The following is a 25,086-nucleotide window of genomic DNA, read 5'->3' on the forward strand; positions in this document are numbered from 1 at the left end:
GGCGGTCCGACGGGGGGTGGTCCGAGGATGGTGCGGGGGACGGGTGGTGCGGCCGGCTGGCGGCTCGACACGGGCCGGGACTGGGTAGGGCATCTGCTGGGGAGGCTGCGGGGAGGCGCGACATGTGCGGGGGCGTACGGTCGGTACGCGCCCGGCACGGGCGCGCGGTGGCGCGCCGCCGGGTGGGGCGGGTGTGCTGAGCGTGGTCGCGTGGACCGTCTCTGCTACGACCGTACGTGGGCCGTAGGGCGCCCGTCTGCGGCACTTCCAGCCAACACCGATGCTTTCCGGGCAGTTCGAGGCGCGCTGACGAGCGCTCAGCGCCGTCCGTGCGCCCCCGCCTGAGCGGCCGTGCCGGGCGGGGGCCGGGCGGCCGCCGGATAGGTCGGCGGGTAGGCCGCCGGCATGTGCCACCTGAGGTGCCGTGAGGTGCCGTGAGGTTCCGTGACGTACCGCGGCGTCGGCTGACACGCCGTCGGCACGCGCGGTGAGGCGGATCACGCCGGATCGCCCCCCGCTCCGCCGGCGGCCGGCGGAGCGGGCGCTACGCTTCGTGGGCAGTGCTTCTGCAGTCCTTCTGCAGTCGTGTCGTCGCAGGTCACGCCGGTGCGGAGCGGCATCGGCCGACGGAGGTGGAATCGGATGGCCCAGCAGGTCAAGGCAGTCATCGCGCGTGCCAAGGGCGCGCCCGTGGAGGTGACCACGATCGTGGTGCCGGACCCCGGTCCGGGCGAGGCGGTGGTCCGGATCCAGGCTTGCGGCGTCTGCCACACCGACCTCCACTACCGCGAGGGCGGCATCAACGACGAGTTCCCGTTCCTGCTCGGCCACGAGGCCGCGGGCATCGTGGAGTCGGTCGGCGAGGGCGTCACCGAGGTCGCGCCCGGCGACTTCGTGGTCCTCAACTGGCGTGCGGTGTGCGGCCAGTGCCGTGCCTGTCGGCGCGGGCGCCCGCAGTACTGCTTCGACACCCACAACGCCAAGCAGAAGATGACGCTGCTGGACGGCACCGAGCTGTCCCCGGCCCTGGGCATCGGCGCGTTCGCCGAGAAGACCCTGGTCGCGGCCGGCCAGTGCACCAAGGTCGACCCGGCGGCCGAGCCGGCCGTCGCCGGCCTGCTGGGCTGCGGCGTGATGGCGGGCCTCGGCGCCGCGATCAACACCGGCAACGTCGGCCGCGGCGACTCGGTCGCCGTCATCGGCTGTGGCGGTGTCGGCGGCGCGGCCGTGATGGGCTCCCGGCTGGCGGGCGCGGCGAAGATCATCGCCGTCGACATCGACGACCGCAAGCTGGAGACCGCCCGCACGCTCGGCGCCACCCACACCGTCAACTCCCGCACCACCGACCCGGTCGAGGCCATCCGCGAGCTGACCGGCGGCAACGGCGCGGACGTCGTCGTCGAGGCGGTCGGCCGGCCCGAGACCTACCGGCAGGCGTTCTACGCCCGCGACCTGGCCGGCACCGTCGTCCTGGTCGGCGTGCCGACCCCGGAGATGACGCTGGAGCTCCCGCTGCTCGACGTCTTCGGCCGCGGCGGCGCCCTGAAGTCCTCCTGGTACGGCGACTGCCTGCCCTCGCGGGACTTCCCGATGCTCATCGACCTCTACCTCCAGGGCCGCCTGGACCTGCGCGCCTTCGTCACCGAGACCATCGAACTCGACGCGGTGGAGCAGGCCTTCGAGCGCATGCACCAGGGCGACGTCCTCCGCTCGGTGGTGACCCTGTGACCTCTGAGGCCCGTGTCGACCGGCTGGTGACCGCCGGGACCTTCGAGCTCGACGGCGGCAGCTGGGAGGTGGAGAACAACGTCTGGATCGTCGGCGACGACGAGGAGGCGGTGGTGATCGACGCCGCGCACGACGCGGCGGCCATCGAGGCGGCGCTCGGCGGCCGCCGGCTGCGGGCGATCGTCTCCACGCACGCGCACAACGACCACATCGACGCGGCCCCGGCCCTCGCGGCCCGCACCGGTGCGCCGATCCTGCTGCACCCGGACGACCTGCCGCTGTGGAAGCTCACCCACCCAGACCGCCTCCCGGACGGCGAACTGGCCGACGGGCAGCGGATCGAGGTGGCCGGCACGGAGCTGACCGTGCTGCACACCCCGGGGCACGCCCCGGGCGCGGTCTGCCTGTACGCGCCCGACCTGGGCACGGTCTTCACCGGCGACACCCTCTTCCAGGGCGGCCCGGGCGCGACCGGCCGGTCGTTCTCGCACTTCCCGACCATCATCGACTCGATCCGCGAGCGCCTGCTGACGCTCCCGGCGGACACGGTGGTGCGGACCGGCCACGGCGACCCGACCACCATCGGCGTCGAGGCCCCGGCCCTGCCGGAGTGGATCGCCCGCGGACACTGACGCGCCGCGGGCCCTGACGCGCTGCGGGCCCTGAAGCGCACGCCGGCCGTCGACTCGTCGGCCCGTACGGCGTACGGCCCCCGGGGCTTGATCGTTCCCCGGGGGCCGTACGATCGCGATCATGGCCCATGACCCGCGCGACCTCGACGACGCCATGCTCGCCTTCTGGCGTGAGCGGCACATCTCCACCCTGACCACCATCCGCCCGGACGGCACGCCGCACGTGGTGCCGGTCGGTGTGACGTTCGAGCCGGAGACGGCGACCGCCCGGGTGATCACCAGCCGCACCAGTCGCAAGGCGCTCAATGTCGCGCAGGCGGGGCCGCAGGGCCTGCGGGTCGCGGTCTGCCAGGTGGACCGGGCGCGGTGGGCGACCCTGGAGGGCGTCGCGGTCGTCCGGGACGAGCCCGAACAGGTGGCCGAGGCCGAGCGGCGCTATGCCGAGCGCTACCGCCAGCCGCGGGTCAACCCGGACCGGGTGGTCATCGAGATCACCGTGGACCGCGTCCTCGGCCGGGGCTGAGACGCCCTTCAGCGGAACAGCCGTTCTCATTTCCGAGAACGGCCGTTCTCGCGCGGGTCGACTCGCGGGTCGACTCGCGGGCCTATCCGCGGGCCTACCTGCGGGTCGACTCGTCGACGTGGAGGGTGAAGACGTCCGGGCGGGCGTAGTGGCCGACGGGGTCGAAGTCGAAGCGGGCGCGCGCCAGATCGTCGAGGTCGAGTTCGGCGGACAGGATGCCCTCGCCGTCCCGCAGCGGGCCGGCCAGGACCTCGCCGAGCGGGGAGACGATGACCGAGCCGCCGCCGATCAGGACGGTGTCGGGGGCGTCGCCCTGGACCGGGTGGAGGTCGGGCGGGAGGGCGTCGCGGCGCAGGTACTGGCAGGCGCTGAGGACGAAGCAGCGCCCCTCCAGCGCGACGTGCCGCATGGTCACCTGCCAGGCGTCGCGGGCGTCCACGGTCGGTGCGCACCACAGGTCGACGCCCTTGGCGTACATCGCCGTGCGGAACAGCGGCATGTAGTTCTCCCAGCAGATCGCCGCCCCCAGGCGGGCCCTGCCGGTGTCGACGACCGTGAGGGTGGAGCCGTCGCCCTGACCCCACAGGTAGCGTTCCGCCGCGGTCGGCATCAGCTTGCGGTGCAGCCCCAGGTAGCCGTCGGGGCCGAAGAACAGGGCGACGCAGTACAGGGTGGCGCCGCGCCGCTCCACCGCGCCGACCACCGCGTGGCAGCCCAGTTCCCGGGTGAGGGCGGCCAGCGCGTCGACCTCCGGGCCGGGGACGGTGACGGCGGAGGCGTGGTAGCGGCGGAACAGCTCGCGGCCGGCCGGGGTGCGGTCGCCGACGCTGACGCCGAAGTCCAGGCCCTTGGGGTAGCCGCCGAGGAACGCCTCGGGCAGCACGACGACCTCGGCCCGGTGGCCCAGGGCGGCTTCGCGGATCAGCTCCTCGGCGCGGGCCAGCGCGCCCGGCGTGTCGAACAGCCGGGCGGCGGCCTGCACCACGGCGGCGGTCACGGTGGTCACGGCCGGCGCACCTCGACGGTCAGCGAGCCCTGCAGCAACTCGGCCTTGGCCCGGGCCTGAGCGGCGTCCGCCGCACCCACGACGATCGCCCCGTGCCGGTCGAGGTTGGAGGTGACGGGGTGGATGCGGGTGCCGACCGCCAGGGTGCAGGTGGCGGCCAGCACCGAGGGGTCGTCGGCCACCTCGGACCAGCCGCCGACCGAGGTGACGACGCCGGTGGGAGGGGCCAGGAAGCGTACGGCGGCGCCCCGCGTGGCGCGCGCCGGTACACCGGCGGGGGGTGTGTCGAGGAGGTCGTCCAGCCAGTGCCCGTAGAGCTCGAGCTCCGGGTGGCACCACTCCAGCATCGCGTGGATCCAGTCCCCGCCCTGGCGGGCGTGGACCTCGCCGAGCACGACACCCGACCCGGTGACCCAGCACTCGACGTGGAAGTGGCCGCGCCGCAGGCCGATCGCCCGGAGCGCCGCCGTCACGGTGGAGACGACCTCGGCCTCGTCGTCGCCGAGCGCGGCGGGCATCGTGTGGCCCATCTCCACGAACCCGCCGGGGGCGAGCGCTTTCTCGGTGACGGCGAGGACGTGGGGAGTGCCCTGCGTGAACAGGCCCTCCACGCTGAACTCGCGGCCGTGCACGAACTCCTCGACCAGGGCCAGGCCGTCGGCGTCCCGGGCGTCCCGGAAGGCGGCGGCCATCGCGGCCGGGTCCGAGACCCGGCTCACTCCCTCGCTGCTGGAGCCCCGGCGGGGTTTGACCACCACGTCGGGTCCGTGCTCCCGCAGGAAGTCCGTGGCCTCCTCCGCGGACGCGCAGACCGTCAACTCCGGCTGCCGGAAGCCGTGGCGGCGCAGGTGCTCGCGGCACTCGTCCTTTGTCCGGACGAGTCGCACCGCCTCGGGCGGGTTGCCCGGGACGCCGAGGAGCGCGGCGACCGAGGCCACGCTGACGGCGGCGTACTCGCGGTAGCCGACGACCGCGTGCACGGGGGAGTGTCGGGCGTAGGCGGCGGCCCAGTCCTGGCAGGCCGACGCGTCGGCGAAGTCCAGTTCGTGGACCTCGTCGGCCAGGGCGGTGAGCTCCGGTGCGGCCGCGAGGTTCTCCCGGGTGTCGGTGAGGACGACGCGGACGCCGCGCTTGCGGAACTGGTCCATCGCGCGGTCGCAGATGTCACGGACGAAGCCGGACTCCCTGGGTGCCGCGCCCCCGAGTACCAGCACGGTCGGCATCGCGGTCTCCTTCTGTCGTGGTTGCGGGGTCGGTCGAGGCAGTGGGGTCGGTCGAGGCACTGGGGCCGGTCGAGGTTGCGGGATCGGTCGAGGTGGCGGCCGGAGCGGTGGTCGCGGCGGGGGAACGCCGGGGCCGGGCCTCGAGCCGGGTGAACAGCACGGCGAGCGCCACCAGCGCCGTGATCAGCACCGCGCTGAGCGGTCTGAACCGGTCGCCGAACAGCACCTGCGCCAGGTACGTCAGTCCGGGGAGGGTGGTGAGCAGCACCATGGTGATCACCGGGGGGCAGCGCTGCGCGCCGATCTGGAGCAGGTACAGCGGGACGACCACCCCCGCCACCGCCGCCAGCGAGGCCGCGCCGAGCGACAGCCCGTGGCCCGTCGGGCCGCCCTGGGCCGCGAGGAGCACGCCGGCCAGCAGGTAGGTGAGGTGGAAGCGGTGGGCCGTCACCACCACCGGGTCCACCTTGAGGTCGCCCAACTTCCGTGAAACGGTCGCCAGATGGGCCGCGCCGAAGCCGGAGAGCACCGCCAGCAGGCCGCCGCCGAGGACCTCCGGTCCGATCGCCGCCGTCTCGCCGGACCGGGTGCAGGCGGCCACCGCCAGCGACACCGCGAGCAGCGCGCCCGCCCGGAGCCAGCCCGCGCGGCCCGGGCCGCCGGCGCCCCGGGCCGCGCCGAGGACGGCGACGGCGAGCGGGCCGACGCCGGCCATGAGGCTTGCGGCCAGTGCGGCGGGCACCCAGGCCAGCGCCACGAAGTAGCCCAGGAAGGTCAGTGCGCTCGCCAGGTTCATCTGGACCAGCAGCCGTCTGACCTCGCGGTCGGCGAGCGCTCCCCGGTGCTTGCCGCGCAGCACGGTGGTCAGGGTGAACACCACCGCGGTGGCGAGGAACGCCAGGCAGGAGAAGAGCAGGCTGCCGGCCGGGTCGAGCCGGCCGGAGAGGAAGCCCTCCGTCCCGGCCTGGAGCAGGACGGAGAGGGCGATGAGCGCGATCGGCACCGGCGGTCAGTCCTGTTCGGCGAGGCGGTAGAGGGCTCCGCTGTCCTCCAGGTCGTGGATGACGCCGAGCGAGTTCAGCAGCAGGTGCTCGTCCTCGTGGACCAGGTAGGCGATGCCGCTGGCGCCGGTGGTGAGGTACCGGTCGAGGATGGGCTGCCCGATCTCGGGCAGCCGGTCGATGCTGTGGAAGCCGGGCAGGCGGCGCAGGATGCGGGCGCCGTCCACGGCCAGCAGCTTCCCCGGGCGGTCGGAGCGGAGGAAGACCTTGGCGACCGACCGGGCCGCCGTGTAGGGGAGTTCGAGGCGCAGCGCGAACTCCTCGGGGCGCAGGAAGCGCTCCACGACGAGGTGCTGGTGGCTGTATCCGAAGGCCGCGTGGTACGGGTCCGGGGCCAGCGAGGGGCCCATGACGCGGGAGTTGACCTCGACCAGGCGCGGTCCGGCCGGGGTCAGCATGACCTCGGTGTGGGCGGCCCCCTCCCGGATGCCCAGGGCGTCGAGGCAGTCCAGCACGTAGCCGACCAGCTCCGCCTCCGCCGCGTCGAGCTGCGGCCGGGAGATGATGTGGCGCAGCACCGGGGCGCCGTCGATGTGGTCGATGCGCTCCGCGTACACCTCGCTCACCAGGTGGCGGCCGTCGATGCTCACGGTGTTCACGATGTACTGGGTGCCGGTCAGGAACTCCTGGACGAGGACGTCGTCGTTGACCTCGCCCATCAGGTTCTGCCGGTCGACGATCGCGCGGAAGGCCGTCAGGGCCGTCTCCGGGTCGGGCGAGATGGTGCAGCCGTCGCTGCCGGCGCTGTCGCGCGGCTTGACCATCACGGGGTAGCTGTCCCAGCGGGCGAGCAGGTCGGTCAGCTCGGCTTCGTCGCGGACCGATCCGGTGCGCGCGGCGGGCACGCCGGCCTGCTCCAGGGCCCGGACCATCAGCTCCTTGTCGCGGCGGGCCGCGGCCTGCTCGGGCCGGTGGTGCGGCAGTCCGAGCCTGGTGGCGAGCTCGTCGGCGAGCAGGACGCCGTACTCGCTCGCGGCGATGACGGCGGTCGGGCGCAGGCCGCCCAGCACCTCGAGGGTCTTGGCGAGGTCCTCGTGCACCATGGTGCGCGGGGAGCCGTCCGCGTCGTACGCGGCCCGGAGTGACGCGTCGTACAGGTGCAGGCAGTCCGCGCCCTCCTCCCGGAAGGCCTCGGCCAGCGCCTTTCCGGTGGAGACGGGGTTGACGAGGACGAACATCATACGAGCCTTCCGGTGGCGGTGACGGTGGCCTTGACGGTGTTGTTGACCTTGACGGTGTTGTTGACCTTGACGGTGTCGTTGACCTTGACGGAGCCGGTGACCCTGATGGCAGGGGTGGGTGCGTCGTGCGCGGCCCAGAGCAGGTCGGTGGCGATGCCGGTCGCCTGACGGGCCGCGGTGTTCAGGTAGTTGACGATGGCGGCCCGGGGGTGCGAGGCGGCGCCGAGCACCCAGACCCGCTCGGGTTCGCCGGTCCGCGGATCGCACACCCGGAGGCCGGGGGAGATCTCCGGCTCGGTGCCCGTCACGGCGAGGGCCGGGTCGGAGTGGAGCAGCAGGGTGCGGTCCGGGAGTCGGCGCAGGGTCGGCTTGTGGTAGCCGGCCGCGCAGACGATGTGGTCGATGTGTTCGGTGCGGTCGTCCGCCCACCGGACGAGCCACCCGGGGCCGGACTCGGCCGGGGTGACGGCTTCCGGCAGTCGCGGGGCGACCGTCAGCGTGCCCTCGGTGAGGCGTTCGAGCAGCAGTCGGGCGTTGCGGACCGGAATGGAGGAGATGTAGCGGGAGATGACGTGCCGGTACCGTCCGAGCACCGTCCTGCGGGTGTCCGCGGGCCAGGGCGCGGTGCTGTCGTTGATCGCGTCGATGATCTCGGCGATCGCGTCCTGCCACGGGACCTGTCCGGACTCGGCGAGGCGCAGTTCCTCGGCCAGCCGGTCGGCGGGTGCGGTCGCGCCGCTGGTCTGGGCGCGCAGAGCGGCGCCCGATCCGGCCCGGGCCACCGCGGAGACCACCAGGCGGGCTGCTTCGCGGTCGAAGTCCGGTGAGTCCGGGGTGAGTTGACGCCAGGAGGCCGGGTCGAGGACCGAGCTGGCGGGCCGGGTGAGCCGGCTCCGGACGGCGGGCAGTTGTCCGGAGGGCGAGGAGAGCACCACGTGCCGCCCCCGCTGTCCCAGCACGATCGCCGCGTCGATCGCCGCGAGCTTGCTGCCGAGCACCAGGATCCGTGCGCGGGCGGGCAGCCGGCGCAACTGCCCGACGGGGTACGGCGCGGCGGTGAGGTCCGGATGGCCGACGTGCGCGCGGACCAGTTCGGGGACGACCGGCTGGTCGAGGCCGAGGCAGAGGAAGACGTCGGTGCCGGTGAGCCGGGCCCCGTCGTCGAGCGTGACGGTGTGGCCGCCGCCGTCGTCGGGGCCGACGGAGGTGGCTCGTGCGCGGTGGTGGCGGACCCGGATGCCGGCCTGTTCGGCGGCCCGGCGGTACGTCAGGTACCGCTCGCGGCAGTACTGGCCGACGAGGTAGCGGGGGACGAAGTGGTCGCGGTGGACCGGCCAGCCGCGTGCGGCGAGGTACCTCAGCAGATCGGACTCGCCGGTGGGGTCGATCGAGGTGACGTCGACGGAGGTGTTGCAGAGCAGCAGCGGATCGGTGGTGCCGAAGGCCGTTCCCAGCCCGATCGGGTTGGGGTCGACCACCGTGATGGTGCCGATGCCGGGCGTGGTGGCCAGCTGGGTGAACAGGGTCACCCCGCTGGCTCCGCCGCCGACGATGATGGCGTGCTTGTCCATGGGTCAGCCCGCGGTTCGGGTGGCGACGGGCGAGTGCCGGGAGGCCCCGCGCAGCCACGTGGCGAAGGCGGGCGTGTCCAGCAGGTCCGAGTGCCCGCCCGGGAACGTCCGGGACACGAAGCTGCCGGACGTGGCGTCGGCCCACGCGCCGATGCCGTCGGTGGAGGTCAGCGGATCCTCCGCACCGCGGACGGCGAGGATCGGGCAGCTCACCTCACGGACCGTCGAGCCGGTGGACTCCCGCAGCAGCCGCAGGTCCTGCATCGCGGTGTCGATGACGATCTCCCGCCACTCGTCGCCCTCGTCCGGCAGGAGGCCGGGGTCGATGCCCTCCAGGTAGGCGACGGTGTCGGACCGGTGGAGCGTGGGCGGCTCCGGCACCGTCAGCAGGGCCGGTGCGTTCGCGCCGACCACCACCAGGGCGGCGACCTCCGTGCCCAGCTCCGCCAGTTCCCGCGCCGTGGCATGGGCCACGTACGCGCCGAAGCTGTGCCCGACGAGGACCGGCCGTACGGGCCGGCGCCGCTCCACCTGGGCGACGCAGGACCGCACGACCTCCTCGAAGGCGCCCGCTGCCCGGCCGAAGTCCCGGCCGAGCCTTCCCGGGTACCGGGCGAGCCAGGCCGACGGCCCCGACGCGCTCAGCAGTCCGCGGAGTTCGGTGCCGAAGGACCCGGCACCCGGAAAGACGACGACACTCGGACTTTCGGGATCCACCGGTCCCTCTCCTGTTCTTTCAGTGACATGTGGCGGCGGGGCTCACGGGTCAGAGCCCGAGGGCCAGTTCGTCCATCACCATGGCGATGCTGATCAGGCTGAGCCTGAAGTCCCACTTGTCCGCACCGCCCTGGGCCGGCACGGTGTCGAGGCTGCCCGGGACGAAGAGCCCGCTGGCCTCGACCAGGCCCTGCCAGTCGTCCCAGGTCCGGGCGTCGACGACCGACCGCAGGTCGTACGCGGTGAACCCGTGCTTGCCGCGCTGCAGGACGGAATCCGGGACGATTCCCCGGTAGGCCGACTTGAGGCAGGCCTTGCCCTCGAAGTCGACCACCTTGGCGCTGTCGGCGGTCCGCAGCGCGAGGGAGACCACCTCGTTCCCGAGGAACGGGTAGCGGCCCTCGATCGAGTTCTTCATGACCATGGAGTCGCCGTGGTCGCCGAGGAGGTGGCCCGCCAGCTGGACGTAGACGTCGGAGACGGAGCGAAGCTGCATGGGCGAGAGCCGCTTCGCCTCGTCCTCGGAGAACGGGATCAGCCTGGTGCGCCAGAACTCCTCGCCCACCAGCGCCTCGGCGGCCGCCGGTGCGAGGTACTCCCGCCGGCGGTGCACCTTGCGCCAGTCCACCTCCCAGCTGAAGTCCGCGCGGCCCCAGGCCTGTTCGTTCTCGGCGCAGGAGCTCCGGGTGGACCTGGTGGCGCTGTCGAAGGCGTAGGAGTCGTAGCCGAAGAACAGCTCGTCCGCGCCCTCGCCGGAGACCACCCCCTTGACGCCGGCGGACCGTACCGTATCCGCGAGCATCATGGCGGCCACGTTGTAGGTCTCGCGCTGCGGGTAGCAGCAGTGCCGGACCATCTCCTCGAACCGTGCCGCGATGTCGGTCGGCCGGCACAGGATCTGCTCGTGCTTGCTGCCGGCCTGCTGCGCCACCTCCCGCTGGAAGCGCCCCTCGTCCAGCGAGGGATCGTCGAACACGATGGAGAAGGTGCGGACCGGCCGGTCGAGCAGGGCGGCCGATTCCATCAGGATCGCGGTGGAGTCGAACCCCCCGCTCAGGTAGGCGCCGATCTCGACGTCGGCGTGCAGCCGGTCCCGGATCGAGCCCCGCAGCCCCGCCCGGAGCGCCTCGTCCGGGACCGCCTCCGCGGTGGGGGCGAACTCGCCGTAGCGCCAGTAGCGTTCGGTCTCCTGGCCGTCCGGACCGAACCGGACGGCGCAGCCGGGGGGGACGGCGTTCACGCCCTTCACCAAGGTCCGCGGCGCGACGACGTTGCCCAGCGAGAAGTACTGGTCGACGGCGCCGATGTCCACCTTCCAGGAGCGGTCGACGCTCTGGACCAGAGGCTTGAGCTCCGAGCAGAAGTGGACGTCGTCGCCGGTCGCGGCGTAGTACAGCGGGCAGACGCCGAACCGGTCCCGGGCCAGGACCAGGGTGTCCTCGGCGCGGTCGAAGACGACGGTCGCGAACTGCCCGTCGACCAGGCCGAGCCCCTGGATCCCGTACCGGGCCACGAGTTCGGGGATGACGGACACGTCGACGGCGTTCCGGTGCCGGTCGGCACCCACCTTCGCGCGGAGGGCCTCGGCGTTGTACACCTCGCCGTTCGTCATGGCCACGTACCGGCCGCTGCGGTCCTCGGCGGGCTGCCAGCCGTCGACCAGGCCGGTGAAGCCGAGGCGGCCGAGTTTCGCGGACAGCGTCCCGGTGTTGAGTGAGTAGGTCTCGTCCGGTCCGCGGTGGACCAGCCGGTTGTGCATGGCAGCCGCGATGCTGCGATTCACCCGACCGTTGGGGGAATAGGTCCCGCATACGCCACACATCGCGGTCAAGCGCTCCGATCACGTAGTTCGTCGACGAGGACCTTCAGGTTCTCGGCCCGGAGGACGTCCCGGACGCCGACAGCCATCCAGCCGAGTTCCTTCAGCTTGTTGACCAGGATCACCGTGGAGGCCGAATCGCCGCCGATGTCGAAGAAGTTGTCGTCGAGGCCGGCGTCGGCCACCCCGGTGAGCCGGCGTACCAGTTCGAGGATCTGGTCCTCCGGCGCGGCGGCCCGTTCCGCCTCGGGGGCGGCGCGGCGGCTCGCCCGGAGCGCCTCGCGGTCGACCTTGCCGTTGCGGGTGTAGGGGACCGCCTCGATCTGCCGGATCACCGAGGGGACCTTGTAGGAGTCGAGGACCGTCTCCAGGTGGGTGCGCACCTCCCGGGAGGTGGCGGTGCCGAGGTGGTAGCAGACCAGGGCGTCGGCGGCGTCGTCGTCGCCGCTCTCGTGCGACTCGGCGGTGACGACCGCCTCCACGACGCCGTCGAGGCGGCAGGCCGCGCTCTCGACCTCGCCCGGGTCCAGGCGGTAGCCGCGGACCTTGACCTGCCGGTCCAGCCGCTCGACGAAGTAGACCTGTCCGTCGCGGCGTTCGACGATGTCGCCGGTGTGGTAGACCCGGTCCGCGTCGTCGTCGAGGAAGGGCCGTACGCCCTGGGCGGTCAGGTAGCCCACCGCGACGCTGTTGCCGGTGATGACGAGTTCGCCGCGGGTCACCGGCGAACCGGCGGCCTCGTCGGCCGCCGTCGGCAGCGGGGCGAGGTCGAACCCGCAGTCGCCGACCAGGTCGCCGAGCGGGACGGACTCCTTGCAGTCGTCCGGGTCCAGCGGGGCGCTGAGGAAGTTGCAGACGGTGGTCTCGGTGAGCCCGTAGGCGTTGTGGAACGCCGCCGCCGCGGACCACTTCCGGAGCACGGCCTGCCGGCAGGCGCCGCCGCCGTTGATCACGTGCTTGAGGGCCATCCCCTCGCTCGGCTCGGTGGCCGTCAGCGCGAAGGGTGTCGTCTTCAGATGGGTGATGCGGTACCGCTCCAGCGTCCGCTGGAGCACCGGTCCCGGGCTGAGGTGCTCTTCGCCGAGGATCACCAGGCAGGCGCCCGAGGTCAGGGTCCACAGGATCTCGGTGATGCACCCGTCGAAGGTCAGTCGGGCGAACTGCAGGGTGCGGCACCGGGTGTCCAGCTCCAGGCGCCGTACGTGGTCCCGGACCATGGGCACCAACGGCTCGGCGCGCACCAGGACGCACTTGGGCTCTCCGGTCGAACCCGAGGTGTGGATCGCGTAGCCGAGGGTGTCCTGATACTCCGTCAGATCGACCTGAGGTGACAGGTGTTGGCCTTCCGGGCCGTCCCGCCACTCGGCCGGCGTCGCGGCGAGTCGCGGCGCGTGCGACCCGGCAGGGGTGCCGGCGACCAGGTTGATGCCGAGCGAGGAGACCTTCCGCTTGTTCGACGACTCGCTGTCGCGCGGGTCGATGAACACGAACGGTCGTCCTGCGGTCAGCGCGCCGACCATGGCGACGATCGACCCCGAGGTGCGGACGGCCTCGATTCCGATGAACTCACCCGGTTCGGTGAGCGATTCGAGCCGCGCGGTGAAATCGCGGACGTGCTCGCCGAATTCCCGATAGGTGATCGAGCCGTCGGTGGTCTCGATGGCGCCGCAGTCGGGATGGTCCTGAACGACGCGCTCGATCGCGTCGACTACTGATATCTGCTGGACAGACAAGTGATCAACCTTTTTCAGCGATGGTCAGACGAACTACCGCACGGTGTGGACGAGCGTTCCCACACCCTCGACGACGGCCTTGATCGAGTCTCCGGGGCTGATCACCGCGGCTCCCGGAGTTCCCGTGCAGATGACGGTTCCGGGCGCGAGGGTCCGACCGGCCGTGAAGTACTCGACCAGATAGCCCAGGTCGTACTTCATGGCGGACACCAGGGCGGAGGAGACGACCTCGTCATTGCGGATGGTCGACACCCGGATGTTCCGGAGCGCCTCGTCGTCGAACTCGTCCAGCGTCACCAGCTGCGGTCCCACACTGCAGAACGTGTCGAATCCCTTGGACCACGGGATGTACCGCGGATTCTCGCGGATCACGTCCTCGGCGGTCATGTCGAGCACGGTCGTGACACCCGCGACGACCGAGCGCCAGTTCGCGCGCGACACGTTCTTGCAGGCCACGCCGATGACGAGACCGAGTTCGGCCTCCGCGGTCACCCGCTTGCTCTGGGACGGCAGTTCGATCTGCTGCCCGTTGCCGATCAGGCAGCTGCTCGGCCGCAGGTACGATCCCGGGCCGGAGGCGGGCTGCTGGGTGTTCAGGTCCTCGGAGTGGCCCCGGTAGTTCAGGCCGGCACCCCAGATGTCGCCGCCGTCGGCGATGGTCGCGGCCTCGTCGAGCCGGACGTCGGTCAGCGGCTCGACCGACCGGGAGGCGAGCAGCGCGGCGAGCTCGCTCCTCCGGGCCTCGTCCAGCAGGTCCGCGATCCGCGCGGGAGCCTGGTAGCCCTCGATGGCCGACAGCGGCACCCAGCCGCCGTCCTGTCCGGCGTGGATCCGGTAGCCGTCGCCGGCGTCGAATCGTGCGATCCTCATGTGTTCCTCCCTGTAGGGCGCTGGTCGAAAGGGGTTCGCTAGACCGCCGCGAGGCCCTGGGAGATCCGCTGGGCCGCGGCGTGAAGGTGGTTCTTGCCGACGCTCTGCGACGCCAGGTCGACGGCGATCTCCATCAGGGGGGCCGGGTCGACGGTGAGCTCGGCGCAGAGTTCCTCGATGAGCGGGAAGTATCCGGAGTGGATCCCGATGACTCCGCCGAGGACCTGCATGTTCCGGTTCTCCGGCAGGAGTTCCAGGCTGGTGCGGCAGAACTCCGCGAGCCGGGCCAACTGCTTGTAGTCGTACCTGTCGCTGCCGACCATGCTGAGGATGCCGGCCAGCGACTCGGTCTCCGCGTTGCCGGCGCCGCGGCCGATGCCGTCGAGCGTTCCGTCGACGATGGCGGCGCCGGCCTGGAGCGCGGCGATGCTGTTGGCGTTCGCCATGCCGAGGTTGTCGTGGCCGTGGAACCCGACGACCGGGAAGTGCTCCCTGGCGACCTCGACGTAGTGCTGCACGTCGCTGGGGAGCATCGAGCCGTAGGAGTCCACGACGTACAGTCCGGCCACGGCCGGAGTGACTCCGCTCAGCAGCTTGGGCAGCTGCTCGGCGGGCGTGGCGCTGGTCTTCATGAGGTTGAGGTAGACCTGCCCGCAGATCTCGGTGGCGCGCTCGATGTACTCGAGGTGCTCGGAGACCCGGTCGGCCTCCATGCCGATGCGGACGAACGACATGCCCTGGTCGCAGAGCTCCTGAAGCGTCTCGAGCCGGCTGAAGCCGGGCTGCGCGAACATGCCCCAGGAGGTTTCCGACAGTTCCGAGCGGGCGATCTCGCACCACCGGGACAGGTCGATGTTGCAGGCCCTGATGCCGGAACGCTCGGCCTCGTAGCCGAGGCCGTGGCCGATTTCCACCTTCCCGATCGGCGTCTCGTTCAGTCGGCCGAGGAGTTCGATGACGAATTTCTCTTCGAGCTGGAAGTCGACGGCGTACGAGCCATCGCGCAGGGTGGCGTCAAGAATCTCGCTCGACTGCGGCTCGAACAGCGGGCCGGGTGCTGTAGACATAACCGTCCTCCGGAGCTCAGTGATTGGCGGATGAGTATGGGTGGTTCGCGGGAAAGAGCCGATGCCGGACCTCCTCCGGGACCGCATGGCGGATTCCCGGTGGGCGCGGTCGCGCATCGGCGGAGCAAGAACGATGGAACGTCACCGTAGGGAGTTCGACCGTGGAAATCCCGATCAGGGTCGGGATGGAGAAACGACCTCTGCCGCGCTGCCGCCGGCACTACCGTGCCGTGGGCGCGAGCGTTCCGGCCTCGTGGTGAGTACTTCTTCGCCGGACGCGACACAAGTCCGCGTACGGGATTCCCACCTCCAGTCCCCCTCTGGATTGCCGGCGTCCTCGCCGGTTGTTGACTATGCCTCACATCCTTAGGGAGATCAACGGCTTGTTGGGCGTCGGGAATGTGACATGCATCGTCAGGTCGGAGTCGGCCCGTCCGGTTCTGGCGGCATGGTCGCGTCTCTTCGGGCCTCGGAGTGACCGGCCGGTGGCAGGTTGTTGCAGGTCAGCGGAGCGGGACCGGCTGCGGACGGGTGTCGGGACCGCCGCGCCCAGGGGCGGCAGGGGAAAGAATCAGCCAACCGGCAGAACAGCCGAAACGGTCTCGGATGTCGAGACGTCGGTGATCGGGCAGGCCCGGTCCGGAGCGGTCCGCGGCGGTCGATCGGCGGTCGATCGGTGCTGGAAGCCATCGGCCGACCGGCGTCGAAGGGCAGGCGGGCGAACTGATCGACTTCGCTGGACACAGGGCGAACACGTGTGTTTGGCTTTTCGGGCGAGAGCTCGCGCCGACTCCGGACGAGTCGCTCAGCGCTTGCTCCCGCATCCGGTCGAGGCTGGATTCCGCCGCTCGGGACCCCAGGGGTTCGAACGAGCCACTCTGTCCATTATCTGAGATACACCCGCGCCCGGTTCGCCGGAGCGGGCTCCTCTTCCTGCGCGGCCACCGGGTGATCGACGGTCGGCCGGCGCATTCGTTCACGACACCGGGCCCCGACGATCGGGGCCTCGACGACTGGAGTCGGCTGCGTCCTCGAGGACCAAGCAGCCGGGAGGGATGTCATGAGCACGGCTATTCTTGACAACTTGCGGAAGGCTCTCCCGGAGCGGGACGTGCCGGCGGTCGAGGAGTGCGCGACGACACTGCTCGAAGCGCTGCCGCGACCGGGCGAACTCGGGCGCAACACCGTGATGGTTGCCTACGGCGGCGGCAAGGACAGCTCCTACGCGCTGGCCTTCGTGCGCGCCGTCCACCTGGCCGTCGCCGAACGGCACGGGGAGACCTTCCGGCTGCGGGTGGCGACCATGCGGCACGGCGGAATGCCCTACCAGGTGATGCAGAACATCGACCGGACGTACCAGGCGCTGGGCCTGTACGGCGATCCGGACGTCGAACTGCTGCTCATCGAGGGCAGCCAGGTCCGCCCCTTCCACCGCGACCGGAGCATGCCCCACCGGCTGATCGAGTTCAACCGGGTCGACATGCTGATGTCCGGGCACCGCACCTACGGGGACGGCCGGGCCACCTTCTGCAACGCGTGCAACCTGAACGTGGCGGACTCCTTCGGTGTGGCCGCCGGCCACGGCGAGGGCGTGGACCTGATCATCACCGGCGACTCCCCCCGCGAGCAGCGCGACTACGCCCTGTGGATCCGGCAGTTGGCGCGCAGCGTCGGCCTGAAGCCCGCCGACGGCAAGAAGGGTTTCCAGGGCACCCTGGAGACGCTCAACGGCCTGGCCACGGCCTACTTCCAGGAGATCCACGGCCTGGAGAACGCGGAGCGGGTCGAGGCGCGCGGGGTGACGTCGGCCATCCCCACCGCGCTGCAGTTCTACTCCATCTACGACTACACGAGCTACGCCTCAGGGGCGCACTGGAGCCTCCTGACGGACTTCCTCGGCTTCGTCTTCGACGACATCGCATTCAACTTCACCGAGTCCGACTGCGTGAACCCCGCGCTCATGGCCCACCTGCGCGGACTGCGGACCGAGCGGGTGTACCAGCGCTCCTACCGCGAAGGCATCGACCAGTACGCCGACTTCGCCCTGGAACTGATGCGCCGCAAGCACTTCCCCGACCACCTCGTCGAGGAGATGGAACGGCGCTACGCCACCGAGGCCGGCGTCGAGGCGATGCGTGAGTCCGCGACCCGGTACGGCGAGGACGCCTTCGGGCTCGACACCACGCAGCTGGTCTGCATGGTGTACTCGCCCTTCGCGGGACGGGCCGCCAACCTGCACGAGTTCCTCGCCGGAGAGCACCCCGACCTGCTGGAGGCCGAGGACCGGATCCGCGAGGTGCTGGCCGGCTCCGTGGACCGCGCGCTCGCCGCCCGCCTCGAGCGGATCAGCGGACTGAGCGTGACCGACCTACAGGCGCTGCACGACGGCCCGCTCTGGTCGCCGTTCGGGGACGCGCCCGCGCAGAAGGGGGTCCTCCCGCAGGTCATGCTCACCGACCCGCACCAGAAGCGGATCAGCGTGAAGCGCAACCCGGCGGGCGACGAGGTGCTGGACCGGGTCGCCGGCCGGTAACGAGGCCGATGGCACCAGCCGGTGGCGACGGCCGGTGGCGACGGTGGACGGGCGGGGTGGCCTTGCGGCGCCCCGCCCGTCCTCGCGTCCGAATCAGGTCCGGATCACGTCCGGATCAGCCCGGCTCACGCGCGCAGCGCGCCGTCCAGCGCACCTGCGGAGAAGCCCTCGGGCAGCGGCAGACCGAAGAGCACGTGCAGGGCGGCGAGGAACGCGGTGCGCTCCGACTCCCCGACCTCGCCCCCGCGCCGTACCGTCTTCGCGATGGTGGCGGCCGTGCCGAAGGCGGCCGGGAAGTCGGCGGCGGAGAGCGCCTCGCAGAGCTTCGCGGCGGTCTTGGACGCCGCGGGCTCCGGCCCGCCGGCGGCGGCGGCCGCCGCCGCGTGATCACCGGTGATGCGTCCGATCTGCTCGCCGAGCTGGGCCTTGACCGACACCGTCTCGTCCGTGCGGCCCGCCACCAGCAGCGAGGCGTCCAGCCACTCCGGATCGACGTTCTGGGCCGAGCCGACCCGGGCCACCGGCAGCACCGCGACCGGCGGGTGCGCGACCTCGACGTCCAGCGTCAGCAGGCGCAGCCACAGCAGGTCCGCCGTGACCGCCTCCGAGGAGGCCACCAGGGTCGCCCGCCCCGCCGGGTACGCGGCCGCCGAGGCGAGCAGCGGCGCGGGGTCGATCGACACGGACACGGCCGCGGCCCCGTCCGTCCCCTCGGTGAGGCTGCGGGCCCGCAGCGCGGGCGCCCAGCGCAGCTCGCCGGCCGGGTCGGCGCTCAGCACCGCGAGCGGCGTCCGGCCGAGCGAGACGGACTCGGCCGTCTCGGCGTGCCCGGAGGCCAGCAGGTCCTCGAGGTACGCCTGCATGGCCTCCTCGTGGGGCAGGCCGTCGTGCCGCCGGCCGGCCCGCACCGCGACACCGGTCTTGATGACCGGCGGCGTCAGCCAGGTCTTCGGGTCCGCGCCGGGCTCCTGCTCGCCGAGGCCGAAGCGGACCGGCAGCCCGATGGCGCGCGCGAACTCCAGGTCGGCGACCGAGTGCGCCGGGTTGACGATCACCGCGCCGGTGCCGAACTCGGGCTTGGCCCAGTCGGCGACCCAGACGGGCAGCACGTCGCCGTGAAGCGGGTGGCGCACGAACCGGCCGCTGAAGTACGGGCGTTGCCGCACCTCGGTGCCGGCCAGTGCCTCGTGGTCAGGGTGCACCACGACCGCGCAGGCGGCGGTGAAGGGCGACCAGTCGGTGGTGAAGGTGCTCAGCGAATCACCGCCCGCCGAGCCGCCCGCCGAGCCGTTCGCCTCGCCGTTCGCCTCGTTGGCCGCGTCGCCGCTCGCCTCGCCGCCCGTGAGGTCGGCGAAGGGCAGCCGGATCACCGCGCCCCGGCTGCGGCGCAGCGCCTTCTGCTGCTTGGTGTCCACCCGCGCCCCCCAGGAGGGCGCACGGCCGGTGGCCACCGCGGTCAGCGCGGCCGCCGAGGGCACGTAGGACAACGTCCACGGTCCGGCCGCCTCGTCCTCGGCGCTCACCGCGATCCGGCCGGCGGCCGCCAGCGCGCGCAGCAGGTCGACGGCGGGGGTGGAGGGCTCCGGCGCCGGGGCTCCGGTCAGTGCGCCGAGCCTGGCGCCGGCCGCGGCGACCGCGTTCAGCCGCCGCTCGTGCAGATCGTCGACGGGCGTGCCGATGGTCAAGACGTTGGTCGTCAATGTTCGCTCCGTTCCGGGGTGTTCGCAAGTTTAAGCAGGGATGCTAGGCCGTTTGACAAACCGTCGGGGAACTTCGGAGCGGGTTTCCGCGCACGTCAAGAACGTACAAGACGTGGCGGCCGGGAAGCGGCACGGTGGGTTCCGGCAGGCTGACAGGGCTGTCGGGTTCTCATCGGTTTGGAGCGAGCACAGTGGTCGTTGATCAGGGTTCGATGGCGTCGGGGCACGTGTCGCTGTCGGTCGGGCAGGAGCAGCTCTGGTTCCTGGAGCAGCTGACTCCCGGGCTCGCGACGTACAACGTCGCGGTCGCCCATCGGCTCCGCGGACCGCTGGACGGCGCGGCGCTCGCCGCCGCCCTGACCGAGCTCGTGCGCCGGCACGAGTCGCTGCGTGGAACGGTGTCCGCGGTGGACGGGGCGCCGGGGATGGTGTTCACCCCGCCGTCGGACGTGGACCTGCCGGTCGGCGACCTGGCCGAGGGGAGCCCCGAAGCCCGCGAGGCCCGGCTCGCGCAGGAGCTGCACGAGCACGCCTCCCGGTCCTTCGACCTGGTGCAAGGCCCGCTGTACCGCTTCAAGCTGTTCCGGTTCTCGGCGGACGAGCACGTGCTGTCGCTCGTCTTCCACCACCTCGTCACCGACGGCTGGTCGACCAGCCTGCTGCTCCGGCAGCTCCCGGATGCCTACGCCGCGGCGCTCCGTGGCGACGTACCGGCCGGCAGACCGGCCGACGGCCCGGCGCCCGTCCGCTTCGCGGACTTCGCCGCCGAGCAGCGCGCCGCCCTCGAGAACGGCGGCCTGGAGGAGCAACTCCAGTACTGGCAGACGCAGTTGGACGGCGTCACCCCGCTGGAGCTGCCCGCCGACCGCCCGCGTCCGGCCGAACCCAGCTACACCGCCGGCACCACGCGGGCCGAGCTGCCGCCGGACCTGCTCGCGGCGGCCCGCGCGCTCGCCGAGGCCGAGGGCGCGTCGCTGTTCATGGTCCTGACCGCCGCGCTGACCGTGGTCCTGGGCCGGTACACCGGCAACCAGGACGTCTCGCTCGGCACCGCGGCGCTCGGCCGGACCGATCCGGACCTCGAGGAGGTGGTCGGGTACTTCACCAACATGGTGGTGCTGCGGGCCGGCCTCGAGGACGATCCCGCGTTCGCCACCCTGCTGGACCGGCTCTCCGACACCCTGCTGGACGCCTACGACAACCAGGACGTGCCCTTCGAACGGGTCGTCGACCGGCTCCGGCCGCACCGCGACGCGGGCCGCAACCCGCTGTTCGGTGTCTGCGCCCAGTTCCTGACCGAGCAGACCTCGGGCATGGGGTTCGAGCTGCCGGGGCTGACCGCGGAGGCCGTCGCGATCCCGTCGCTCGGCGCCCGCTTCGACCTGGCCCTGACCTTCGTCGAGTCGGCCGACCGGCTCCACGTCCTCGTCGAGTACGCCGCCGACCTCTTCGACGGCTGGCGGGTCGAGGCGCTCGTCCGGCACCTGGCCCAGGTGCTGCGGGCGGCCTGCGCGGAGCCCGCCCGGCCGGTGTCGCAGCTGGCGCTGCTCGACGGCACGGAGGTCCAGGAGCTCCTCGCGGCCGGGGTCGGCGAGCTGCTCTCGCACGCGGACGAGCCGGTGCACGCCGCGATCGCCCGGCGCGCGCTGGAGCAGCCGGACCGCGTCGCCGCGATCCACGAGGGCGACAGTCTGACCTACCGTCAGCTGGAGAGCCGGGCGTTCGAACTCGCCGCCTTCCTGCGCGACCGGGGGGTACGGCACGGGCAGGTGGTCGCGGTGGCGATGGAGCGCGACCTCGACGCACTCGTCGCGCTGCTCGGCGTGCTGAAGTCCGGGGCGGCGTACGCGGTCCTGGACCCCTCGCACCCGGCCGGTCGGCTGGAGTACATCCTCCAGGACACCGCGGCGCCGATCGTGCTGACCCAGAGCCGGGTGAGCGAGCGGATACCCGCGTCGGCGGACTGGTCGGTCATCGAGGTCGACCGCGAGCGGGAGGCGATCGCCAAGGCGGGAGCCGAGTCCGACGGCTGGGCCGAGGAGGCCGGCCGCGACTCGCTCGCCTACGTCATCTACACCTCCGGCTCGACCGGCCGGCCCAAGGGCGTGCTCCTCGAACACCGGGCGCTCCAGTCGTTCATCGCCTCCTACCGCCGGGTGTTCGACCTCCAGTCGGAGGACCGGATGCTCCAGCTGGCCGCCCTGGCCTTCGACATGTCGCAGGGCGAGATCTTCGCCGGCCTCACCGCCGGAGCGGCCCTGGTCCTGGTCGACAAGGAGGCCGGCACCTCGCCCGACGCGCTCGCGGCGCTCATGCGGGCGCAGGAGGTCACCTACATCTGCATGTCGCCGGCGATGCTCGCGCTCGTCGAGGGCGGGTCCTACCCGCACCTTCGGAAGATCATGGCGGGCGGCGAGGCCGTTCCGGCCGAGATGGTCGCCAAGTGGAACCTGCCGGGGCGCCGGATGATCAACTGCTACGGCCCCACCGAGGCCGCCGTCGGCTGCACCTCCTACGAGTGCCCGCACGAGCCGGCCCGCAGCGCCCCGCCGATCGGCGCCCCCTTCACCGACCGCCGGATGTACGTGGTCGACAAGGCCGGCCAGCTCGTCCCGCGCGGTGTCGCCGGTGAGCTGCTGATCGGCGGTCCGGAAGGCCTCGCCCGCGGCTACCTCAACCGCCCGGACCTGACGGCGGCGGCGTTCACCGAGGATCCGTTCCACCCCGGCGGCCGGGTCTACCGAAGCGGCGACCTCGTCCGCTGGAACCGGGACTACCAGCTGGAGTTCCTCGGCCGCGGCGACGGCCAGGTGAAGCTGCGCGGCCTGCGCATCGAGCTGGAGGAGATCGAGTCCGCGCTGATGTCGCACCCGGACGTGGGGGTCGGCGCGGTGGTGCTGCGGCCGGACCGGCGCGGTGAGAACCGCCTGGTCGGCTACGCCTCGCCGGCCGCCGACCGCCTTCCCGACCCGGCCGACCTGCGGGCCCACCTGGCCGAGCGGCTGCCCGAGTACATGGTCCCGACCGCCTGGGTGGTCCTGGACCGGCTGCCGCTGACCACGGCCCGGAAGGTCGACCGCAAGGCCCTGCCGGACCCGGTCGAGGCCGACCCCGAGGAGGACTACGTCGCCCCGCAGGGGCCGACGGAGCAGGCGGTCGCGCGGATCTACGCCGAGGTACTGGAGGTCGAGCGGGTCAGCGCGGCGGTCGCGTTCTTCGCGGCCGGCGGCAACTCCCTGCAGGCGATGCGGGTCGTCAGCCGCCTCGGCAAGGAGTTCGGCGTCAAGATCCGGCTGCGGACGATGTTCGCCGACGCCACCACGCGCTCGATCGCCGCGGAGGTCGACCGGCTGGTGGCGGCGAAGCCGGCGGCCCTCAAGGCCGCCCCGGCGGGCGTCACCGCGGAGCCCGGCCGTGTCGGCTGACCTGCTCCTGCCGTTCGGCGGGGACGACACCGGGCTGGCGCCGCTGTACTGCGTGCACTCCGCCTCCGGCTCCGCCTACACCTACCTGCCGCTGGCCGGCCTCCTCGGAGGCCGGCCGGTGGTCGGCATCGAGGCGCCCGGGTACGACGGCGACGGCCTGCCGCCCACCGACCTGCGCGAGCTCGCCGAGGACTACGCCCGCACGGTCGAAGAGGACTGCGTGGGGCCGGAGTTGTGCCTGCTCGGCTGGTCGATGGGCGGCTCGGTCGCGTTCGCCATGGCCCACCGGCTGCTGGCGCGGGGGCGGCGGGTGCCGCTCGTGGTGCTGGTCGACGCCCTGATGCACCACGCCGAACCGGTCCCGCCGCGGCAGGCGGTCCTGTCCGGGTTCGCCGTCAACCTGCTGACCGAGGCCGGGAACGGACGGGCCGAGCAGCAGGTCGCCGACGTGCTGGGGGAGTGGCCGTCGGACGCGCCGACCGGGGACGCCTGGCGTCTGCTGCACCGGGCGGGCCTGATCGCCGAGGAGCTGGACGCCGAGACCCTGGACCACCGGTTCGAGGTGTTCCGGCGCAACGTCGAGGCCCTCCACGGCTACCGCCCCGAGCCCGGCTACCCCGGACCGGTGCTGGTCGTCGAGGCCGAGGACTCGCCGCGCGGTCCGCTGCGGTGGAGCGACGCGGCGCAGGACGTGCGCACCGTCACCGTGCCCGGCGACCACTTCTCGCTGTGGCAGGGAGCCGGACTGAAGGCGCTGGGCGAAGCGGTGTGGGAAACCCTGCACGAGGTGTCCGCCGCGCGACCGGAAGGAGTACCGGCATGACCACGCAGGACACCACTGTCCGTGAAGGGGAAACCGCCGTCGCGGACAAGGACAGCACCGTCGCCGACGGGGCCGGGGTGCAGGGCCGCCCGAGCCTGTGGCGCAACCGGGACTTCCTCACCTTCTGGTCGGGGGAGACCCTCTCCCTGTTCGGCACGCAGATCACCGTGCTGGCACTGCCGTTGACCGCGGTGATCACCCTGGACGCGCAGCCCGACGAACTCGGTCTGCTGCGCTTCCTGCAGATGGTCCCGTACCTGGTGTTCGGGCCGCTGTTCGGGGTCTGGGTGGACCGCCACCGCCGGCGCACGACGATGATCGGGGCGAACCTGCTCCGGCTGGTGCTGATCGGCATGGTGCCGGTGCTGGCCTGGCTCGACCGGTTGGACATGCCGCTGCTGCTGGCGATCACCTTCGGTGTGGGGATCGGCGCGGTGCTCTTCGACATCAGCTGGATGTCGTTCGTCCCCACGCTGATCCGCGACCCGAAGTACCTGGTCGACGCCAACTCCAAGCTGGCGACCACGTCCGCGACCGCCGAGGCGGCCGGGCCCGGACTGGCGGGATCGCTGGTGAGCCTGCTGACGGCTCCGGTCGCGATGGCCGCGAACGCCGTGACCTTCCTCGGCTCGGTGGTCTCGCTGCTCCTGATCCGCGCCAAGGAGACCCCGCCCCAGGTCGTGCCCGGGCGGCGGATCCGCACGGAACTGGCCCAGGGACTGAGGTTCGTCGCGGGCAACCGCCTGGTGCGGTGGATCGCGCTGGTCGGCGGCCTGGCGAACTTCTTCCTCTCGGCGACGCAGCCGATGTTCCTCCTGTACGCGGCCCGCGACCGGGGGCTGTCGGCCTCGGTGCTGGGACTGATCTTCTCGGTCGGTGCCTGCGGTGGGATCGTCGGCGGCATCATGTGCCGCCGGCTGACCCAGCGGCTGTCCCTCGGGCGTCTCTACGCCTGCGCGCTGACGGTGGCGTTCGTGCCGATGCTGCTCGTGCCGGCCGCCGCCGGCCCGGACTTCCTGGTGGGCGGACTGTTCACGATCGCCTGGTTCCTCGGGCCGCTGGGGCTGACGACCGTCAACATCCTGATCATCAGCGTGCGGCAGAACGTCACGCCGCCCGAGCTGCTCGGGCGGATGAACGCGGCGGTACGGGCCGTGATGTTCGGGCTCGGTGCGCTCGGCGGCCTGCTCTCGGGACTGCTCGCCGACCGGATCGGCGTGCATCAGACCCTGTGGGTCTCGACGCTCGGATCGGCGGTCTTCGTGGTCGGCGGGGTCCTGCTGTCCCCGCTCACCCGCTTGCGGGAGATGCCCGCTGCCGAGCCGGCGGCCGAGACCGAGCGTGCGACCGAGACCGAGCGTGCGGCCGAAACCGTGCGTGCGACCGAGTCGGAGCGTGCGACCGAGCCGGCGACCGAGGCCTTGGCCGAGCCGGCGGTGGCGGACCGGGCGTAGCGGCCGGGGCTGGTACCGAT

Annotated in this window: 18 protein-coding genes; 7 read left to right on the plus strand and 11 right to left on the minus strand. The window is 72.2% G+C overall.

Translation table 11 applies throughout. The features are described 5' to 3' along the window. Positions 1-642 precede the first annotated feature (642 nt). The 3 genes from ACZ51D_RS23055 (at position 643) to ACZ51D_RS23065 (ending at position 2,883) form a co-directional block, all read left to right on the plus strand. A complete protein-coding gene (locus tag ACZ51D_RS23055; RefSeq protein WP_465617939.1) occupies positions 643-1,728 on the plus strand; it encodes an S-(hydroxymethyl)mycothiol dehydrogenase in 1,086 nt (361 codons plus the stop codon). After that, entirely contained in the window at positions 1,725-2,360 is a 636-nt protein-coding gene (locus ACZ51D_RS23060) for an MBL fold metallo-hydrolase (protein WP_465617941.1), read from the plus strand. The genes ACZ51D_RS23055 and ACZ51D_RS23060 overlap by 4 nt, the downstream gene beginning before the upstream one ends. 121 nt (positions 2,361-2,481) lie before the next feature. Further along, entirely contained in the window at positions 2,482-2,883 is a 402-nt protein-coding gene (locus tag ACZ51D_RS23065; protein ID WP_465617943.1) for a pyridoxamine 5'-phosphate oxidase family protein, read from the plus strand. Between the two features lie 94 nt (positions 2,884-2,977). Here ACZ51D_RS23065 and ACZ51D_RS23070 read toward each other — a convergent pair whose 3' ends face one another. Genes ACZ51D_RS23070 through ACZ51D_RS23115 form a run of 10 tightly spaced genes read right to left on the minus strand, consistent with a single transcriptional unit; the run spans position 2,978 to position 15,131 of the window. Then, positions 2,978-3,889: a nitrilase-related carbon-nitrogen hydrolase gene (locus tag ACZ51D_RS23070; protein ID WP_465663420.1), complete on the minus strand. Its 912-nt coding sequence runs from the start codon at positions 3,887-3,889 to the stop codon at positions 2,978-2,980. After that, positions 3,886-5,112: an ATP-grasp domain-containing protein gene (locus ACZ51D_RS23075; protein WP_465663421.1), complete on the minus strand. Its 1,227-nt coding sequence runs from the start codon at positions 5,110-5,112 to the stop codon at positions 3,886-3,888. The genes ACZ51D_RS23070 and ACZ51D_RS23075 overlap by 4 nt, the downstream gene beginning before the upstream one ends. Then, positions 5,054-6,115 carry an EamA family transporter gene (locus ACZ51D_RS23080; RefSeq protein ID WP_465663422.1) on the minus strand — a complete coding sequence of 354 codons (1,062 nt, stop codon included), beginning with the start codon at positions 6,113-6,115 and terminating at the stop codon, positions 5,054-5,056. Before ACZ51D_RS23080 ends, ACZ51D_RS23075 begins: the two co-directional genes overlap by 59 nt. A gap of 6 nt (positions 6,116-6,121) precedes the next feature. Beyond that, on the minus strand, positions 6,122-7,354 hold the full coding sequence (locus ACZ51D_RS23085) for an ATP-grasp domain-containing protein (protein WP_465617949.1): 1,233 nt from the start codon (positions 7,352-7,354) through the stop codon (positions 6,122-6,124). Next, a complete protein-coding gene (locus tag ACZ51D_RS23090) occupies positions 7,351-8,925 on the minus strand; it encodes an FAD/NAD(P)-binding protein (RefSeq protein WP_465617951.1) in 1,575 nt (524 codons plus the stop codon). The genes ACZ51D_RS23085 and ACZ51D_RS23090 overlap by 4 nt, the downstream gene beginning before the upstream one ends. Positions 8,926-8,928: 3 nt before the next feature. Then, entirely contained in the window at positions 8,929-9,642 is a 714-nt protein-coding gene (locus ACZ51D_RS23095) for a thioesterase II family protein (protein ID WP_465617953.1), read from the minus strand. A 49-nt stretch (positions 9,643-9,691) separates the two neighbouring features. After that, positions 9,692-11,464, minus strand: a complete 1,773-nt coding sequence (gene asnB / locus ACZ51D_RS23100; RefSeq protein WP_465663461.1) for an asparagine synthase (glutamine-hydrolyzing) — start codon at positions 11,462-11,464, stop codon at positions 9,692-9,694. 5 nt (positions 11,465-11,469) lie between these two features. After that, complete coding sequence (locus ACZ51D_RS23105; RefSeq protein ID WP_465663423.1) at positions 11,470-13,194, minus strand: non-ribosomal peptide synthetase; 1,725 nt, start codon at positions 13,192-13,194, stop codon at positions 11,470-11,472. A 33-nt stretch (positions 13,195-13,227) separates the two neighbouring features. After that, entirely contained in the window at positions 13,228-14,064 is an 837-nt protein-coding gene (locus ACZ51D_RS23110) for a fumarylacetoacetate hydrolase family protein (protein WP_465617957.1), read from the minus strand. Between the two features lie 38 nt (positions 14,065-14,102). After that, entirely contained in the window at positions 14,103-15,131 is a 1,029-nt protein-coding gene (locus ACZ51D_RS23115) for a beta/alpha barrel domain-containing protein (RefSeq protein WP_360493839.1), read from the minus strand. Positions 15,132-16,215: 1,084 nt separating this feature from the next. Here ACZ51D_RS23115 and ACZ51D_RS23120 point away from each other — a divergent pair. Continuing rightward, complete coding sequence (locus tag ACZ51D_RS23120; protein WP_360493842.1) at positions 16,216-17,664, plus strand: PqqD family protein; 1,449 nt, start codon at positions 16,216-16,218, stop codon at positions 17,662-17,664. Between the two features lie 125 nt (positions 17,665-17,789). Here ACZ51D_RS23120 and ACZ51D_RS23125 read toward each other — a convergent pair whose 3' ends face one another. After that, a complete protein-coding gene (locus ACZ51D_RS23125) occupies positions 17,790-19,364 on the minus strand; it encodes a hypothetical protein (protein ID WP_465617960.1) in 1,575 nt (524 codons plus the stop codon). 212 nt (positions 19,365-19,576) lie between these two features. Between ACZ51D_RS23125 and ACZ51D_RS23130 the strand changes: the two genes are divergently transcribed. Genes ACZ51D_RS23130 through ACZ51D_RS23140 form a run of 3 tightly spaced genes read left to right on the plus strand, consistent with a single transcriptional unit; the run spans position 19,577 to position 25,066 of the window. Then, positions 19,577-22,789: a non-ribosomal peptide synthetase gene (locus ACZ51D_RS23130; protein WP_465617962.1), complete on the plus strand. Its 3,213-nt coding sequence runs from the start codon at positions 19,577-19,579 to the stop codon at positions 22,787-22,789. After that, complete coding sequence (locus ACZ51D_RS23135) at positions 22,779-23,612, plus strand: thioesterase domain-containing protein (protein ID WP_465617964.1); 834 nt, start codon at positions 22,779-22,781, stop codon at positions 23,610-23,612. Before ACZ51D_RS23130 ends, ACZ51D_RS23135 begins: the two co-directional genes overlap by 11 nt. After that, positions 23,609-25,066, plus strand: a complete 1,458-nt coding sequence (locus tag ACZ51D_RS23140) for an MFS transporter (RefSeq protein ID WP_465617966.1) — start codon at positions 23,609-23,611, stop codon at positions 25,064-25,066. The genes ACZ51D_RS23135 and ACZ51D_RS23140 overlap by 4 nt, the downstream gene beginning before the upstream one ends. The last annotated feature ends 20 nt before the right edge of the window (positions 25,067-25,086 follow it).

Source organism: Kitasatospora sp. NPDC033851, assembly GCF_055576085.1.